The organism is Pareuzebyella sediminis (assembly GCF_008367235.1).
Lineage (GTDB): Bacteria > Bacteroidota > Bacteroidia > Flavobacteriales > Flavobacteriaceae > Pareuzebyella > Pareuzebyella sediminis.
The window spans coordinates 32197-51246 of the sequence record NZ_VTZS01000001.1; the positions used below are offsets into that span (position 1 = coordinate 32197).

The 19050-nt window shown below is 41.9% G+C and carries 14 protein-coding genes; 3 read left to right on the top strand and 11 right to left on the bottom strand.

From position 1 onward, the window contains the following. Positions 1-208 precede the first annotated feature (208 nt). Genes F2B13_RS00155 through F2B13_RS00165 form a run of 3 tightly spaced genes read left to right on the top strand, consistent with a single transcriptional unit; the run spans position 209 to position 6998 of the window. A complete protein-coding gene (locus F2B13_RS00155; RefSeq protein WP_149276884.1) occupies positions 209-3532 on the top strand; it encodes a transglutaminase family protein in 3324 nt (1107 codons plus the stop codon). Between the two features lie 12 nt (positions 3533-3544). Further along, the gene (locus F2B13_RS00160) at positions 3545-6106 is read left to right on the top strand and encodes a circularly permuted type 2 ATP-grasp protein (protein ID WP_149276885.1); all 2562 of its coding nucleotides are present in this window, start codon (positions 3545-3547) and stop codon (positions 6104-6106) included. Between the two features lies 1 nt (position 6107). After that, positions 6108-6998: a transglutaminase family protein gene (locus F2B13_RS00165; protein ID WP_149276886.1), complete on the top strand. Its 891-nt coding sequence runs from the start codon at positions 6108-6110 to the stop codon at positions 6996-6998. Between the two features lie 59 nt (positions 6999-7057). On the opposite strand, the gene F2B13_RS00170 is transcribed toward F2B13_RS00165, so the two are convergent. The 11 genes from F2B13_RS00170 to F2B13_RS00220 all read right to left on the bottom strand — a co-directional run bounded on the left by F2B13_RS00170 (position 7058) and on the right by F2B13_RS00220 (position 19036). Next, the gene (locus tag F2B13_RS00170; protein ID WP_149302577.1) at positions 7058-9319 is read right to left on the bottom strand and encodes a carbohydrate binding family 9 domain-containing protein; all 2262 of its coding nucleotides are present in this window, start codon (positions 9317-9319) and stop codon (positions 7058-7060) included. A 37-nt stretch (positions 9320-9356) separates the two neighbouring features. Then, positions 9357-10889 (bottom strand): FAD-dependent oxidoreductase, encoded by a 1533-nt coding sequence (locus tag F2B13_RS00175; RefSeq protein WP_149276889.1) that lies wholly within the window; start codon positions 10887-10889, stop codon positions 9357-9359. 6 nt (positions 10890-10895) lie between these two features. After that, positions 10896-11276: a hypothetical protein gene (locus F2B13_RS00180; protein WP_149302579.1), complete on the bottom strand. Its 381-nt coding sequence runs from the start codon at positions 11274-11276 to the stop codon at positions 10896-10898. A 106-nt stretch (positions 11277-11382) separates the two neighbouring features. Continuing rightward, positions 11383-12303, bottom strand: coding sequence for a TolB-like translocation protein (locus F2B13_RS00185; protein ID WP_149302582.1), 921 nt, complete (start codon positions 12301-12303; stop codon positions 11383-11385). Positions 12304-12488: 185 nt separating this feature from the next. Continuing rightward, positions 12489-12719 carry a DUF1059 domain-containing protein gene (locus F2B13_RS00190; RefSeq protein ID WP_149276892.1) on the bottom strand — a complete coding sequence of 77 codons (231 nt, stop codon included), beginning with the start codon at positions 12717-12719 and terminating at the stop codon, positions 12489-12491. A gap of 177 nt (positions 12720-12896) precedes the next feature. Further along, positions 12897-13298, bottom strand: coding sequence for an ACT domain-containing protein (locus F2B13_RS00195; RefSeq protein ID WP_149302585.1), 402 nt, complete (start codon positions 13296-13298; stop codon positions 12897-12899). Beyond that, positions 13295-13537, bottom strand: a complete 243-nt coding sequence (locus F2B13_RS00200; RefSeq protein WP_149302588.1) for a CBU_0592 family membrane protein — start codon at positions 13535-13537, stop codon at positions 13295-13297. The genes F2B13_RS00195 and F2B13_RS00200 overlap by 4 nt, the downstream gene beginning before the upstream one ends. A 264-nt stretch (positions 13538-13801) precedes the next feature. Continuing rightward, the gene (locus tag F2B13_RS00205; protein WP_149276895.1) at positions 13802-14680 is read right to left on the bottom strand and encodes a DUF808 domain-containing protein; all 879 of its coding nucleotides are present in this window, start codon (positions 14678-14680) and stop codon (positions 13802-13804) included. Positions 14681-14802: 122 nt separating this feature from the next. Then, positions 14803-15885 carry an amidohydrolase family protein gene (locus F2B13_RS00210; protein WP_149276896.1) on the bottom strand — a complete coding sequence of 361 codons (1083 nt, stop codon included), beginning with the start codon at positions 15883-15885 and terminating at the stop codon, positions 14803-14805. Between the two features lie 85 nt (positions 15886-15970). Then, complete coding sequence (locus F2B13_RS00215; RefSeq protein WP_149302591.1) at positions 15971-18103, bottom strand: DUF349 domain-containing protein; 2133 nt, start codon at positions 18101-18103, stop codon at positions 15971-15973. 192 nt (positions 18104-18295) lie between these two features. Continuing rightward, positions 18296-19036, bottom strand: a complete 741-nt coding sequence (locus F2B13_RS00220; RefSeq protein ID WP_149276898.1) for a shikimate dehydrogenase family protein — start codon at positions 19034-19036, stop codon at positions 18296-18298. Positions 19037-19050 lie beyond the last annotated feature (14 nt).

Here is a 19050-nt window from a genome sequence, read left to right on the forward strand (position 1 = left end):
GTTGGACACGCTTTTTTAAGTCTCAAACCCATTTTATATTAGTAAATACGTATTGCTATTGCATACATTTTTGGCCATTGATTAGTAATAGTTCAAAAAAAGTACGTGTTAATTTCTAATGGATAAAAATTTATCGTATTGTTAGTTAGTAAGGATAGATTCTTGATATTAGAAGCTATCTTAGGATAATCAGAAACTTGTACTTTTTATGGCCTTAAAAGTAGTAATCTCACATAAGACTAGATATAAATATGATCGCCGTGTCAATCTTTCCCCTCATATTTTTAGATTGCGCCCCGCTCCTCATAGTAGAACTCCCATTGAGGCATATTCCATAAAGATAAAACCCGAAAACCATTTCTTTAATTGGCAACAAGACCCTTTTGGTAACTATTTAGCCCGTCTTGTTTTTCCTGAGAAGACCGATGAGCTTGTAGTTGATGTCGAGATTATTGCCGACCTTAAAACGATCAATCCGTTTGATTTTTTCGTTGAAGAATCCGTAGAGGAATTTCCTTTTACATATTCCAAGGACTTGCAGAAAGAGTTACGACCTTATCTTGAGATCACTGAAGACGGCCCTCTGTTAAGGCAATGGCTAGATGAAATAGACCGAACCCCGAGAAGGACCATAGATTTTCTTACAGGGCTCAACAGTCAACTATATAGGTATTTGAACTATACCATTCGAATGGAGCCTGGAGTGCAGCATTGCGAACAGACGCTAGAAAAAAAATTGGGTTCTTGTCGAGATTTTGCTTGGCTTTTAGTGCAGACGCTTCGCCATCTTGGGTTGGCTGCGCGCTTTGTATCAGGTTATTTGGTGCAGTTAAAGGCCGACGAAAAATCACTGGATGGTCCGTCAGGTCCCGAGGAAGATTTTACGGACCTGCACGCCTGGGCAGAAGTATACCTTCCGGGTGCGGGCTGGATCGGTTTGGACGCTACCTCTGGGCTGTTGGCAGGGGAGGGGCATATTCCTTTGGCCTGTACACCCTCGTATGAAAGTGCGGCCCCGGTTTCCGGATTTACAGACCCTTGCGAAACCGAATTTGAATTTGATAATTCCGTGAGCCGTATTTTTGAATCGCCGCGGGTTACCAAGCCCTATACCGAAAATCAATGGAAAGAAATTTACGATTTAGGTTTTAGGGTAGAAGAAGAACTACAACAGAACGACGTTCGACTTACCATGGGTGGCGAACCTACCTTTGTTTCAATCGATGATATGGAGTCTGAGGAGTGGAATACTGCCGCAGATGGTGATCATAAGAGAGAGTTGGCTAGTTCTTTATCCCTTAGGTTATTAGAAGTTTTCGGCAAAGGAGGCGTACTGCACCATGCGCAAGGAAAATGGTATCCCGGCGAACCCTTGCCCCGATGGCAGATTGGTGTTCATTGGCGTAAAGATGGGGTGCCCATTTGGAATGAACCTAAATGGTTGGCCTCATTTACGAAAGCCTATGAATTACCAGAAAATATTACGGCCACTTTTTTAAAGACCCTCTGCTCTAAACTCGGTTGCTCGTATGAGACCCTTATGCCCGCTTATGAAGATGGTTTCTATTTTTTATGGGAAGAAGGGAAATTACCGGTAGATGTAGACCCAAAAGACTACGAAAAGAACGATTCCGCCTTGCGGCGAAAGTTGGGCGAAGTATTAGAGCAGGGTGTAGGTAAGGTCATTGGCCATGTGCTACCGTTGACCAAACATGAAAAGAGATGGATAACCAACCCTTGGGAGTTTCGAAATAGACATTTGTTTCTAACCCCGGGGAATTCGCCGATTGGACTTCGATTACCTTTAGAGTCTTTACCGAAAGAACCTGAAGTGCCTTCGGAACCTACGGCAGAGCCTGAACTGTTTGAAGCGAAGCCGGAATTGGCAGCACATGCACAAGAACTAAAGGAGCGCAGCGAAGGCAGTACTGACAAGTCGACGATAAAACAACCTTTCGTCCGCACCGCAATTTGTGCTGAAGTACGCGATGATAAGTTATTTCTTTTCTTACCACCTCTTGACAGTGCGGAAGAGTTTTTAGATTTGGTAGCAAGTATCGAGGCCACTGCCACTGAATTGAAGGTGCCCATATTGTTGGAAGGGTATGAACCTCCGAGAGACAATCGTTTGGAGGTGCTCAAGATTACACCGGACCCGGGTGTGATTGAGGTCAATGTGCATCCCGCCAAAAACTGGAAAGAATTGACTGAAAATACACTTACCCTTTATGAAGAGGCCAAAAAAGAGCGTTTGGGCACTGAAAAGTTCATGTTAGATGGTAAGCATACCGGAACCGGTGGCGGCAATCATGTGACGTTGGGCGGAGTCACGCCTGCAGATAGTCCGTTATTACGTAATCCGCAGTTATTGAGAAGCTTGTTGACCTTTTGGCAGCACCACCCTGGCCTTTCCTACCTGTTTTCCGGGGCATTTATCGGCCCGACCAGTCAGGCACCACGGGTAGACGAAGCAAGGCTGGAAAGCCTTTACGAACTTGAAATAGCCTTTTCACAAATTCCCGAAGATAAAGAAGTGCCGTTCTGGTTGACGGATCGCCTTTTCCGTCACCTGCTTACCGATATTACTGGAAACACCCACCGTGCCGAATTCTGTATCGATAAACTCTATTCCCCTGATTCCTCTTCAGGCCGCTTGGGGATTTTAGAACTAAGGGCATTCGATATGCCCCCTCATGCCCAGATGAGCCTCATGCAAATGTTGTTGGTGCGCACTTTGGTTTCGTGGTTTTGGAAAAAACCGTATAAACACGATTTAGTACGATGGGGTACGGAACTTCATGATAAGTTTTTATTGGAACACTATGCAAAGGAAGATATCAAGGATGTGGTCGAGCAGCTGAACGATGCGGGATATCCCTTTAAACTGGATTGGTTCGATCCGTTTTTCGAATTTCGTTTTCCTCTATATGGCATGTTGGAAATTAATGATATCCATTTGGAACTTCGTATGGCCATTGAACCTTGGAATGTGCTCGGGGAAGAGATGTCAGGTAGAGGTACGGCACGATATGTCGATTCTTCCCTCGAACGGGTACAGGTCAAAGTCAGTAACTTTACGGAAGAAAGGTATACCCTTACCTGTAATGGAGTCAAGGTAGAACTGAGTCCGACGGGAACAAAGGGCGAGTATGTCGCCGGTGTGAGGTACAAGGCTTGGGACCCTTGGTCGGCCTTACACCCTACTATCGAGGTAGACACTCCTTTGGTATTCGATATTATCGATAATTGGAATAATAAGTCCATTGGAGGATGTACGTACTTTGTCTCACATCCAGGTGGGCGTTCGTACGATACCTATCCAGTAAACAGTTTTGAGGCAGAGTCGAGAAGAATTAATCGTTTTTGGGAGTTTGGTCATACCCAAGGCGATGTCATGCCGATAGAAACTGTTCCTACATCTAATTTTGTCGGTAGAATGGTGGAACCTAAACAAGCTTCCAATACATTTGTATTTAAGAAAGTACCTAAAAATCACGAGTACCCGCATATCACGGATTTGCGGAAGAAGTAATCAATTCAAATAATGCCCACAACACAGACTAGCTGGTTACATAGTTATAGTACCAATCAAGGAAACGATGAATTGTACACGCCCCAAAATGGAGTCAAACCCTATTGGGAAAAGCTTTTTGAAGGCTTTGATCGGTTAGGGATCAATGGTCTCACTGCCCGCCAGAAGGATATTGATTGGTTACTTTCAGAAAACGGGGTAACCTATAATGTCTACAATGATCCTCAAGGGATGAACCGTCCCTGGAATTTGAATGTGGTTCCTTTTTTACTGCATCAAAATGAATGGCAGACGGTCGAAAGGGGTTTGCAACAGCGTGCTGAATTGTTGAATCTGGTTTTGAATGACGTCTATGGGGAACGTACGTTGATAAAGAATGGAATTATTCCACATGAGGTCATTTACGGACATCGTGGATTTTTGAGGCAATGTGCAGGAATTGAATATACTACCGAAAAATTCCTCTCGATCTATGCAGCTGATCTTTCTCGAGGAACCGACGGCCGCTTGTGGGTGGTCAATGACAGAACGGAAGCCCCATCGGGTATGGGCTATGCCCTCGAGAATAGGTCTACCACCAGTCGTATACTTCCCGAGATGTATACTAGAATGAACGTGAAACGACTGGCAGGGTTCTTTCAGGAGTTCAATCAAATGTTATTGGACGCGTCTCCCTCAAAAAAAGAAGATCCGAACATTGTTATTTTAACCCCGGGTTCGCATAACGAAACCTATTTTGAACATGCCTATCTCGCTTCATTTTTGGGATATCCCTTGGTTCAAGGCAACGATTTAGTGGTACGTGACGGTTTTCTGTGGATGAAATCGTTGCAAGGGTTGATGCAGGTCGATGTGGTGTTGCGAAGGGTAGATGATGTTTTTTCAGACCCCTTGGAATTGCGTGAGGATTCGCACTTAGGGGTTGCTGGACTTTTGGATGTAGTACGTCGTAAAAACGTTTCGATTATTAATCCCATAGGAAGTGCGGTGATGGAGAACCCGGGGTTGATTCCTTTTATGCCGTCTATCGCAAAGTACCTTTTGGGCGAAGATTTAATTCTTCCCCAAATCGCTTCATGGTGGTGTGGTCAAGAAAAAGAGCGAAATTACGTGCTTCAGAATTTGTCGAATTTGGTGATAAAAAGAATTGATAGAACGAATAGGGAAAGTATTTACTTTGGGGAATTCATGACTTCCAAAGAATTGAATCATTTGACCGAAGATATCAAGAGAAGGCCCTATCGTTTTGTAGCCCAAGAAAGAATTAGCTTTTCGACCGCACCCAACCTGATCAAAGACGCGCTTGAACCTAGAAATTTGGTGGCGCGCGCATTTTGTATTGCCTCGAAGCAAAACTATAACGTTATGCCAGGAGGTCTTATTCGGGTAGCTCCCGATCGAAAAACCGTTCGTGTATCGAATCAACGTGGGGGTACCAGTAAAGATTTATGGGTGTTACAAGATGAGTCGATTAAAAACGATAAAAATCGCCATTGGCAAAAAAAATCGTCTGTTGCGATTTCTGGCTTGAACGACTTACCTAGTCTAACGGCCGAGAATCTTTTTTGGGCAGGTCGATATGTAGGCCGTACTTTGGTCAATGCGAGGTTTATCAGAATGGTCATTCGACAAATGGCCATGGTGCAACATCGCGATGAAAAGCCTGACTCGGTCAAGCTGCAAACCTTGTTCAAGGCTGTCACACATCTGACCGGAACGTACCCTGGGTTTACTGAAAAAACGAAGGATGGAAAAATAGCCATGGATAACCCTTATGAAGAAATGTTGTCGGTAATTCTAGATACGGATCGTGTGGGCAGTCTGTCGCATACCATCAACATGTTCAACAACTCTTATTATTCTATCCGTAACCTTTGGTCTTCCGATATGTGGCGCGTTTTCGAGAATATTCAGCACTTGTGGCAGAATTTCCAAAATGGAAAGGACTTTTCCATAAATCGAATACAAAAGGTGTTGAACCAATTGATTACCCGTCTGATAGCATTTATGGGTCTTATCGAAGAAAGTATCATGGTACAACAGGGGCTGTTGCTCTATTTTATTGGTCTTCAATTGGAACAGAGCATGCTGACCATCACCAAGTGTAGGTCTTTGCTCACCATCAAACATGACGAACAGGTTGAATACGACCTTTTGGAGTATTTATTGACCAGCCATGAAAGTCTTAACATTTATCGGTATAGCTATCGTTCTTTCATTCAGTTGGAGCCTGTGCTCGACTTGGTAGTTTTAGATCTTGAATATCCGAGGTCATTGACTTTTATGATCAATCGTTTACAAAAAGATATTGCGCGTCTGCCACACTCTAAGAAAGACAACCATTTGACCAGTTATCAGAAATATGTGTTGAACGCCTTTTCAAAACTACGGTTGGCCGAATCTTCAGACTTGGCCAAAACCAGATCTGAGAATGATTATGTAAGAAAGGAATTGGAAACGTTGTTCGAAGACCTTTCAGAACTATTGTACAAGACTTCACAATCGATTTCGGGTACCTATTTCAACCACACCGATAGACAAAACCAATTGGTTACACCGTCGTTTCCTATTTAGTATGATTTATAATGTGACCCATACTACCAAGTACGAGTACAATGCCCCAGTGAGTTATTGTCATAATATTGCCACCCTCAGACCGCGGCAAGCGCAGGGCCAAGAATTGCTGGCATATAAAATTAAAATCAGTCCTGAACCGGCAGAGATTTCTGAACGCATCGATTTTTTTGGGAATTACATTACCCGTTTTTCCATTCAAACGGAACATAAAGTACTCCAGGTGATAACCAAGAGCAAGGTGATGCGAAATTTTGCCCAGTTCAAGGAATCTCTTGATTCCGAAGCCTGTAAAGGTGTAACGCTAGGGGAGGCCCATCAGGCATTACGTGGTAGTGACGCTGCAATTTTAGAGGCCAAACAATTTATTCTGGAGTCTATTTTCATCAGACATACCGGTGTATCTATTAAGAACTATGCCGAGCTCTCCTTTCGTGAAGATCGATCGGTTTTTGACGCTTCTTACGAACTGATGCAACGTATCTATACTGATTTTGAGTTTGTACCGGGGTTCACGAGCATATCGACACCTATTCTTGAAGTAATGGAACAAAAGAAAGGAGTCTGTCAAGATTTCGCGCAGATTGCCATTGCCTGTGTTAGATCGGTGGGGTTGCCCGCCAGATATGTCAGCGGCTATATTGAAACACTTCCTCCACCGGGAAAAGAAAAATTGGTAGGTGCCGATGCTTCACATGCTTGGTTTTCGGTGTTTATTCCGGGCTTTGGTTGGGTCGATTTTGATCCTACCAATAATCAAATTCCTATGGACCAGCACATCGTTGTGGGTTGGGGACGCGATTATTACGATGTACCGCCCCTTAAAGGGGTGGTCTATGGTAGCGGAAAGAGCAAGCTGAAGGTATCCGTCGATATTTCCGAAGCGGTATAGGTCAACCCGTAGATGACCGCACTATTTTCAAAACGTGTTGGAAGTTAGTTAGAGCTATTTTATAGGTTGATCCAATAAGTCAGCTTAAAAACCAAGGCGCGATTTTTGCTTGCAAAGTTCTCAGGGAAGTAGTTTTCCGTATATACAATATAAAAATCGGAAGCAGGTTTATAACGCCACTGAAACCTTAGGTTCAAGTTCATATTGTCCGTCAAATTGTTATACTGGTAGTATCCCGTAAAAAACAATTTATCGGTAAAGGTAACGTCAAGTTTTGGACCTAGAAGGAATAACTCCGCATCCCCATAATCTTCGCTCAATTTGAGGTTGTTATAGTCAAATCGCATGGCAACATTGACATAGGGTTGAAAGCGCATGTTCAGTTGTCCTGATATATTCAAATTAGTGCCGTTATAAAACCCTCCATAAGATGAACTGAGAAGGAAATTCAATTTTTTAATCGTATTACTTTGAAAAGAGGCCAGAAATGAATTCCAATGAAACTGTTGTCCTTCCAAGAACTGTCTAAACTGAGCCGCACTTATAGGATTGAAATCGAGGGTCAATCGTTGAAAAACGTGTTCGAAATCAAAGGTTAACATGGCCGAATTCTGAAAGCTTACCACATAGCCGAGGTTTGATTTTCTATCCACTAGTGTGCCGTCGGGCAGGTAGGTATCGTTTAATCGTGCCTGAGGCCCCGAATAAAGTATCACGTCTCCTTTCGGATACATTTTATAGGCTACTTCGGAATAATACCCCATTTGCCCAGGATATACGGTGCTTCCTGGAACAAATCCCACCTCCGCATTGAAGTTTTTATTGACGAAAAAACCTCCTACATTGGCCGTCAAACTTCGGTCTGAATATTGAAAAAAAGCAGATCCCGATTTAGTTTTGGGCTTACTGTTTGTATCAAACGACTGTGCAAAAAACGAGCTGTGGTACCAACGATTATCCTTACTTCTTAAGACGAGGTCGGCATCCAGTACTCTATTATATGTATTGGGTGTGGGCTGGTCTTCTACGTTGGTTCTCCTAAAAATAGAAGGATGAAAGAACTTTAGGGAATCGCCCTCTTGTACCCCTAAACTTTGTTTGTTTACAAAGGTAACGGAAAGACTGGACTGTTCTAAAAACATTCTCTGAATGGTCGCGACGGTATAGTTTTGGGCCGGTAATCCAAAATCCAACATTTCTTTGGTATGCATGTTCATTACCCCAAGACGCCACTTTTGATTGATGGTACCGCTAAGCCTTGCGCCATAAAGAATAGGAACCTTTTGGGAAATTCCGGCCGTGTCACGTACTATACCTATGCGCCGTGAAAAGAAAGGTCGGGCAGATTCGAAACCTGCGTTGTCAAAAAGGTCGTTGTTCTCTAAAAAAAACTGTCGTCGCTCCGGAAATTGAAATTCAAATCGAGTGAGGTTCAGTATTTGTTCATCGACCTCAATTTGCGAGAAATCGGGATTGACCGTGAGGTCTAAGTTCATGGAAGGTGTTATTCCTACTTTGGCATCGAATCCGGCTTGTAGATCCGTAGACGATTGTTCAGGGTCTACTTCCTTGTCTTGAAAGCTACCACCGGCCACATAAGGAATAACCGATATGTTGGTGCCCGCCTTGGGGATGGGGTCTTCCCATACAAGTTGACCGGCAAAGGCGAACGTACCGGTATAAAACTGTCTTGGCGTTCGTACCCAGGCAGATTTTATATTGCGTTTTTTGTCGAGCCTATCAAAGGTGACGTTCCACTCTTTTACATCGCTTTTATATCTAAAACTCTTGAAAGGGATGGCTATTTCGGCAATCCACCGATCTTCATACCGCACTACTTTAGTAAACCATTTATTATCCCAGTAAATATTAAAAGCGTTTTCGCCGTTGCCTCCACTGGAAACAGTACCGTCTCTTTTGGCACCTGCGGCAGTGACGTTAAAAAAATATCCGTTCAATCGGTCATTATAGGGGCCGAATATAAATGAGACATTATCATTCAGGGAATAATCGAAATCCCTACGTAGGGTACTGACCACATCAGGGCTATCATCATCATAACAAATGAATGCTACATAGAGGAATTCGTCGTTGAAGGTCATACGCGCCTCTGTTTGAAAAGGTGATGGAAGGCTATCAACGGGAAAGTTCTGATACCAGTTGTCGGCTACATCGGCCTGTTTCCAACTCTCTTCCTCAAGCTTACCGTCGAGTACGATTTCGTCTTGTGCTTTTTTTATGCTCAACTTCGTACCGGGAAGATTTTGACCATAGACCCAAGAACATAGGAATATGAATAAAATCGGAAAAGACCGTTTCATTTTTTAAATTCTTTATTATTTGAATATCGGTAAAGCCTCAAACCTTCTCTTTAATATAATCGGATAAACGCAACGAGAGGGCTACCAAGGTCAATGTTGGGTTGGGCGCCCCGGAGGTGGTGTAGCATCCCGAACCGGCCACATAAAGATTTGAAATCCCATGCACTTGGCAATTTGGATCTACTACTCCTTTTTTTGGGGTATCGCTCATTCGAGTGGTGCCCATATGATGCCATCCGGCATTGAGATCATCGGGCCACGCGGTATCGTCCTCATCACGTAAGAATTCGTTGAGCCGTACACGGCCCAGATTCGAAAGCCCCATTTGTCGGCCCAACAATTGATAGATTCTTCGTATGCTTCGCTTATCTAGTGCTGTAAGCTCCCAATTAAGTTTTGTTTTGGGTACCCCTAATTCGTCCTTTTCAGAAAGTAGGGTAACCCTTGAATTGGGGTTTGGCGCTTGCTCGATACGCGTATGCAAGGTAAATGCCCTTGAAATGCTACCCTCGGTAATTTTTTCTGCCGCGGCACGTGCATCTGCAATATCGTTCCAAAAGTTTTCCGCTGATTTTCTGGGATCTTCATTGTTCCATAGATCCATTTCCGATTTGAGGCTTCTTCCCAAGGTAAGGGGAAAGAGAGAAACCGTACCATTCAAAATTTGGTTTTCACGTTGTGACTTCTCGGTGATGGCCAGTTCTGCACGCACTTCGGTATCGGAACTCCAAGTGTATAGTTTTGTCGGAAAGGGTTTGAATAACCATAATTCTGCCGATGCGTGTTCTAGGTGCTCCATAAAATAACGCCCAACGAGGTCATTGTCGTTCCCTAAACCCTGTGAGGTCTGAGTTCGAGATGCCAATAAAAGTCTGGCATTTTGAATGGCTCCACAGGCTAAAATAAATTGTTTTGCCCTTATCTTACACGTTTTTCCACTATGGTTCTTTGCTACGACTTCATGTATTTTCGTAAGGTTTTCATTGCCAAGGATATCGACTACATTGGCGTAAGTATAGAGATGTACACTTTTTGAATTGATAATAGTTTCAGCATATAAGGAGTTGAAACGCGCCTCACTGAATTGCCAAAGTTTATTCCAGACCACGTTTTCATCTACGGGAAACGGAATCAAACCGGGAATTTTCGCTTTCCAACTTTCGAAATCATAGTTGTAGGGGCCTAATTCTAAGGTACGGTGGGCCCTTGAGTAGAACGGATCAAGCGCTTCCCTAGAAATGGGCCATCCACTGTGGGGAACCCAGTCCCTTTCTTGAAAATCAATGGGGTCATATGGCGAACACATACCTGCCCAATGACCAGTCGTTCCTCCAAAATAGTGTAACCGCGTCGATTGTAGGGGGTAGTATTTCTGTCCTGTTGTTTCCCCGGAATAGAGGCTTTGAACATCCTTATCGTATTCGAATCCCCCCCCTTCAAGAAGAATCACTTTTTTTTTGGAATCGATCCATTCGAGGGCAATGCTTATACCGGCCGTACCGGCCCCAATAATACATACGTCTCCTTCTATAATTGAATCGTCCTCAAGTTTTCTTGCGTCAATATGCATGTATGATTATTGGATTTCGGTCAACGTAAATAATGCACATTGACGAGCTTCGGTTCTTGATAATAACCATCCATCTATGGTTACGATTCTTTTTTCTTGGTAGTCTTTTTCGATTTTTAAGGCTAAGGTCTCGTCAATATTATTCATTTTTGGAGATTGCCCCTCCAATAGTAAATCTATTAATTTTCTTTGGCTATTTTCTATGGGATATTTATCAAGATACTCTTGACCTATAAAAACCATAGTAGGCCGGTCCCAGATTGAAGTAAGTGTTTTTGGAAAAAAAAGAGACACGTCATACACCGGTTTGGTAAGATAGTACCATGAAGGTATCGCCACAGCGGCGACTCCTAGGCTTGTCAATCCGATAAAATAGTTGCGCTTCATTTCTTAAATGTAACCACTTTTTTAATATAAAAACAAATTTTACCAGTCATCGGCATATTTACCTGGGTTCAGCCGTTATGGGGCTAAAAAGCAATGGGCCGAAATGCTACTTATTTCTCAGATACATTTTTTCGAGGTCTATCTTAACTTTGTAAATTTTGCTTATCCCGTTTTCCCCATGGTTCAAATATTGCTTGAGTTCCTCGATATTTTTGAAATCCTTCATGACGAGGCTATTTCTTTTACTAGTGAAATAAAGTGTTTTATTTACCTCATCATAGTAAGGACAGTATTCCATATATTTTGAGTTTATAGGGGCTCCGACATTATGAGCTGGTTCCCAATGACCGGAGGCATTTTTTCGGGATATATAGAGATCTCCACTTCCAAGACCGTCTTCAGTATTGTATTTGGTATAGATCAAGAAGCTTTCGTCGTGGGCTATAAAGGCATTGAACTCATAACCGCCACTATTGATATTTTTGTTTAGAAGTTGTGGGGCGTCGTAACCTTTTCCATTCCATTTCGCAAAATAAATATCGTCTTTTCCCATACCTTTCGGGGCATCCAAGGTAAAATATAAATTATTATTGTTACTAAGTGCAGGATAGAATTCATCAAGACTGGTATTTATAGCGGGGCCTAAATTGATTGGCTCCGACCAAGGCCCTTTTTTGGAACTTCTTGTCACATACCAGATATCGAAGTTCTTTTCTTCAACCGCATGGGTATCCCGAGGGCGATTCGATACAAAAAAAAGCTTTTTTTCATCCACCGATAAAAAGGGTTCGAGATAGCTGTGCCCATCGTTGAAGGAAAGCAACTCGGGGGACGACCATTGCCCATTTTTCTTGCACATGCGAACAATTTGTGATAGGGATCCAGACACATCTTGAATTGTAAAAAAAGCTTCGTTGGCATCTTTGGATAACGCAAGATCGCGGATGCTTACAAAATCATCAAGTCCATCATGAAACGTTTCAATCACAAGGCTATCTTGAGCCACCACTTGTAAAGAAAATGCCATTATAGCTAAAACCCTAAAGGAAAACCTTAAAAAATTTCTATCCACTGGTATCTGAATTTGTCGGTCTTTATGAGCTATCCGATTCTGCACGAAATCAGAGTAACCTAAGGGAGGAAAAATAGCTCAAAATAAACGTGCGAAGGTCTATGGAAGGTTGAATTCATTTATATTTTGTTCAGAGCATATCAATCTAAGCTATTGAATTCCTCACGTTTTTCATCCATCCATTTTTTCATGGCTTCTGGCGATTGCATCAATTGTTGCATTGCTTCCATGGCCTTAAGATGCGCTTCGTCTTTTTGTTCAAACATTTGCATCGCATGGTTTTGGCTCATGGCCGCTATGTCATCAAAAGTAGCGGCCTCAAATTCTCGGTCGCATGCACCTCCCAACTGTTTACATGTCATTTTTTTCATGGTATGGTTTGTTGTTGTTTACCATTTTAATCTATCCTTGGGGGTAGGTTATAATTTGAATTTAGTGAATTTGTTTGAAAACGCTTCGAATATAGCTCTTTCAGGGGAATTTTTTTCGACTCAGGGTCGGAACGGTAGTCTTGAAAATAAGGTCGCCTTCTGTGCGATGATTCTGTTTTAAGTGTTTTTTTTTGATAATGAGGTCAAGACCTGAAGGGCTTTGTCCGCATCTTTTTTAGCGACGAAAATATGATCGTGATAATAGCCTGCAATCACGTTGCAGCTTATCTGGTTCGTGGTCAATTCTTTTGAAACTAATGCTGTTAGGCCTACGGCTTGTAGCGAAGAATGAACTTCAAGCGTTATCCAAGAGGCTATAAAATCATATTCAAGATGAAGTTGATCAGCCTTTTTCCGGTCGATTACAATGGTGATACCTTCCTTTTCCTTAAACTCGCAGAGGGTATCCCTACGGGATATAATTTCTAAATCTTTGATGGAGGCAAACACATATTCTCCTTTATTGAGCTTAGGATTCAAACCTTTTACCAATTGTGAAAGCTTCTTCTCGCCCTTCATGTTGTTTTTTTAAAATAGTTGATGAGTGCAATGAAAGACACTAAACTCCATACACCTTCCAAAATGACAAAAGGGAGGTACTTCATCATGATGGAAGCTAGACAGGCTAAGCCAGCTCCCAAAAGATTCAATAGTATAAAAGTCAAATCGGTACGTTGTAGCTTTCCCATCACATTTAAGATATAGGCCATAAGTATCTGGAGTACCCCTAGAAAGCCTATCCAATCTATGAGGTTCATATTTGACGGGAATTGGGGTAAGTACAAACCATTCTAAATAGGGCCCTTGAGACTATATTTTCTTCATCTTTCATTTAGAAATGCTTTTGGCATTTAATCAATTTTATTTTTAACCGTCGGGGTAAAAAGGGGCTTACTGAAGTTCTTATACAGGGAATCTTATTTTTTAGGGGTCGTTCCTGTCTTGCTGAGTTCTAAAAAAATCACCCTTAAACTTGAATGAAATATTTTGTACTTCAGATCTACCTATGGTCGGTATCCCCATTATTTCTTTTTGATTCGTTTCCAAATTGACAGTAGGGCTTTTACGATCAATAAGGTCAACCCTCCGACAATAAGACCGACTACGAATTCTTTTAGGATAGATGGCAATTGAGGAACAAACTCATGTAAAAAATGAATATTGTGCACGAATATTCCACCAGCTACTAACATCAAGGCGATAGTGCCTATTACCGATAACCCTTTAATGACATACGGAAGAGCGTTCACCAGAAGATTCCCAACAGTATCCGAAAAGCTCTTGTCTTCATCGTTTAGATTGATAAGTTTCAACCCGAAATCATCCATTCTTACAATGAGGGCTACTATGCCATAAACACCTACCGTAGCGACTATGGCGATGACCGAGACGACAAGGATCTGAACCCATAAATTCTCCTTTACAACAGTACCTAAGGCAATAATCACAATTTCGACGGACAGAATGAAATCTGTAACGATAGCCGATTTGATTTTTTCCTTTTCCTTTTCCAGAATTTCTTCCTCAGAGAGGTTCTCGAATTTTATTTCTTCAGTGCTATGGGCATGGGGTACGAAAAACTCATATATTTTTTCCGCTCCCTCATAGGCTAAATAAATACCTCCCAGCAATAAGATTACCGTTATGACCACGGGTAGGAAGGCGCTCAATAGAAGAGCAATGGGCACTATAATGAGCTTGTTGATAAACGACCCTTTGGTTATGGCCCATAGTACAGGAATTTCACGGGAAGAAACAAATCCTGATGATTTCTCGGCGTTGACGGCAAGGTCATCACCAAGAATACCAGCCGTTTTTTTAGCAGCAACTTTGCTCATTGTTGCTACATCGTCCATAAGGGTAGCAATATCATCTAGCAAAGCAAAAAAACCTGAAGCCATTTAGGTGCAGTTTTTGAGTAAGGGAACAGCAATTTTCAAATCTCGATAAAAATAGTTCTCCGCATTAACCTGAAGCTAAAAATTGCGAACTTAATTCGTTACGTTTGTTTTTAGGTAGCCGACTACTGTAGGTTCAAAAAATCAGCTACGTTATTATAGTAAACCTTTTCCAGAATATCTTTGGACAAACCGATGCCTACGTTCTTTTGTCTTCTTATTTCTACAGAATCAGAGGTACTCAGGTATTTCCAAAGTATTTCATATTCCGAATCAAGATTCGCCCGTTCTTGATTAAGTTCGGTGGTGGATAATGAATCTTTTGGGGTATTGTTGCCGTAATCTGTACCAAAGAAAATACGGTCTTGGTATTTTTCAAAGAAAGCCTTGACTTTTTTGGAATCCTGACTGGCGAGGTCACCGAAACGTGCTGCAGGTTCGACACGAATGTTCGGAAATTTATCCAGCCGTTCCGCAACCATATCGACATTGTGTGACATACTGCCCGTATGGGCACAAAGGATTTGAAGATCAGGATTTTTTTCGATCCAATGGTCTCTTGCTGCCATAATCGTCTCGTATTTAGGAATTTCAGGATGCTGATACGCATGGTATTGCGGATGCTCACTATAATAACCGTAATGGGGGTTGTTGGGGTCGTCCAAAGGACGCCATGCTTGAATGGGCTCACCTATATGGGCCATTACCGGTATTCCCTCCTCCGTTAAAAAATCCCAGATGGGCTGAAGCCGATCGTCGTCTATTTGTATGAAACTTCCAGAAGCGTCTTTCGTAACCATCCCGAAATTTTTCCATACTTTGACCATTATGGCTCCTTGTTCAATTTCCGTTTTCAAACGGGCAATTTGTTTTTCTGCAAAATCGGGGGCATCGATACCAACACCAATCAGCGATGAACAGAGGTAGAAAAGTTCAGGGCGTGCATTCGCCAAAGCAACATAGTTGTCCCAACTTCTTCTAATTTCGGTAGCATCTTGATGCGCGACATCGACCAGTATGGCTTGCATGTTCCATTCATCAAAAAACTCGGGAAAATAATCGCGATCATATTGAAAATGGGAGTGGACATCGATTTTTCTAATTTCGTTCTTGCCGAGGGGTTGGTTTTCGACGGTTTCTTTTTCGGGGCTTGACTTACAGGCCGCAAAACCGATTAGTGCAGATAAGACATAGACAATTTTTCGCATGGTGTTGGTTTTATAAGGCTTTTGGCCGCTTCGGAAGCTATTTAGGCATCCGTACCGAGAAAAGCCGGTTATTCGTATTAGTGTATTAAGTTTCAGTTGTTCCCTCAGTTTGCCCTTCATCATCCGTGTTATTCTCCTCTTCTTTGTGAAGTGTGTTTTCCATGATGTTGAGCTTTTTCAATTTAGCTTTCCAGGTGGCTAAAGATGCTTTGTGGCTTTCCACTTTGTTGATGACTTCTTTTACCAAGGGATTATCGCCCGAGGCGTTGGAAAAGAATTGCAAATTGGTCTCCAACTGTATTATTTCACTTTTACTCTCATCAATTTTCTTTCTGATAAAACTGCGCTCGTTCTGAAGGGCCCTTTCATTATCTGCGTTCGCCAAACGTTGAATCTTGTTGCCATATTTCATCAATTCGGCCTCTTGATGCCCTATGTCTAATTTTTTGAAAAGGGCATCCAATATTTTATTGAACTTTTGATCAATACTTTTTTTCTTGTAGGGCACTCTGCCGTATGACCGGTATTCACTGATGTATTCCTTTACTTTTTTGAGGTCATTCTCCCTTTCCCCCGATAGTTCAAAGCTTTTCAAACGTTCCAAGCAGTCACTTTTCTTTTCAAAATTGGCCATTTCCTCCTGAAAACCTTTGTTTTTCAGAGCGTGTAGCCTATCAAAATAATGGTTACAGGCGTTTTTGAACTCTTTCCAAATTTTATCGGAATATTTGCGAGGTACATGACCTATTTTTTTCCATTCGCCTTGAATGCGTTTCATTTGCGGTGTTACGGTATCCCAGTCCTCACTATCTTTATAGGAGAGTGCCAACTCTAGCAATTCCCGTTTTTTGTCGAGATTGTCTTGCTGTTCCGATTTTAGGTTTTTGTAATAGGCGTTTTTACTTCGATTAAAATCACGCACTGCACTTTTAAAGGCTGTCCAAGTTTTATCGCTTTGGCTTCTAGGTACTTTTCCTGCGTTGAAGAAGTCGTCACGTAGTTTTTCGAGCTGTTTTATTTGTTGTTGCAGTGCTCTATGGCTATTGGCTATGTTTTCGTTAAGGTTTTTAATGGCGGAAATAATTTCCTTCTTTTTTTCGAGATTTTTTTCATACTCCTTTTCAAGTTCCTTAAAATGGTCTTGGCGTCTTTGATGAAGCACTTTGGTGGCATTACTGAACCGTTCCCAAATCGCCTCGCGATGTTCTTTCCCTACTGGTCCGATATCTTCTTTCCATACTTTGTGAAGGGTCTGTAATTCGCGAAATACCTTGTTGAGGTCAGGTTCAAGAGCCAAGGCTTCTGCCTGTGCTGCCAACTTTTCCTTTTCTTCCAGATTATGTTTAAAATCTAGATCTCTAAGCTCTCGGTTTAAATGTAGAAAATCATAAAAAATCTCAACATGGTGTTGATAGGTTCGCCATACATCATTATAACTGTTACGGGGTACCGGCCCTGCATTGCGCCATTGCTCTTGAAGGTCTTTAAACGTTTTGTAGGTAGAATTCATATCTTCCTCCACATTTACCAAGCCCTTTAACTCTTCAATAATGGCCAGACGATTAGTTAGATTGTCCTTTAACTCTTTTTCAAGGTGTTTATAATATTGATTGCGTTTTTCACGATAATCGGAATAGACTTCGTTGAATTGTCTTTTAGTGACGGAATTATATTTAAAATCGATTTCGTTGCCTCCGCTATTGATAAAGTCTTCTTTCTTTTGCTCTAAAAAATCTTGAAATTTCTGGTCAAATTCGTACTTGATACCATCCACATGTTTTTTAATGGCCTGCACTTTTTCGTTTCGCACCAATCTTTGCAATTCTCCGACCAAGTTTTCCATAGACATGGAATGATAATCCAATAGCGGAATGGTATGCCGATGATGGTTGTCATTATCTTCCGCATCTTCGGCATTGTTGTCATCAATTTCCTCTAGTACATCTTCCCTACCTTCGCTAGGTGTTTCGTCATCTGTACTCCGTTCATTTTCTGGTATGACAGATTTTTTCTTTTCGGCCGTATCCCCATCTTTTTTGGAAGTATCGATTGCCTCATCTTGTGAGCCTTGGAGGTTGCCCGTATTTTCAGTAGCTGACCCCATTTTTTTATCCTCAACTTCGGTTTTTTGCTCCGAGTCGTTGGATGCTTCTGGAGTTTTATTCTTTTTGTCCTCGCTCAATGTATCTTGTATTTGTCGATCCTTTTCTTCCGGCATGTTCAGTTGGTATTGCCATGGAAAGATACTAACAACAGCCCGAATGTCAAAGAGTATGGGTGAATTTAAGGTTCAACCGATATGGTTGGGCATAATGCCCGCTTACGAATTACTCCTGGCTAAGTAATTACGTGAATTATTTCCCTTTTTAGATAATTATTTTGGGTAGTGTTATTTCGGTACTTTTCTGGACTATTCATTCCAGATTTCCCAAGCCCGATCGGCCTGTAATTCTAACATGCGTAGTCCGTTGGAAACCTGTGCTCCCCGAACTTCTCCTTCCTTGAGAAATTTGGTTTTTTCAGGATTGTATATCAGGTCGAAAAGAAGATGATTCTCGCCAATATAGCGGTATGGAATATTTGGGGATTGCTCAATATTAGGATAGGTTCCCAAAGGGGTGCAGTTGACCAGTACGGTAAAGTCTTTCATAATGGAACCATCAAGCTCATCGTAGGACAGCTGCCCGTCTTTCGGATGGCGTGAGACGGAAGTATGTGAAATGCCGATACTATCGAGAACAAAAGCCACAGCTTTCGAGGCGCCACCTGTACCCAAAAGCAGGGCCTTGGTATGATGTTTCTTTATATATGGGAAAATAGCATTTCTAAAACCGTAAGTATCCGTATTATGCCCTTTGAGTCCGTTTTCAGTAAACTGAATGGTATTTACCGCACCAATTTCTCGGGCTTGTTCTTCTAAGGTGTCGAGATAGGGAATGATTTCCTGTTTGTAAGGAATCGTGACGTTCAACCCCTTTAGATTGGGATTCTTCTTGATTACCTTTTCGAATTCGGAAATCTTTTGAAGGTCAAAATTTTCGTAAGTATGGTCTTTCAGACCCATTTCAGAGAATTTCTGAGTGAAATACCCTTTGGAAAAAGAGTAAGAAATATTCTTTCCTATCAGTCCGAACCTATTTGATTTCATCATGGTACTTTTTGGTT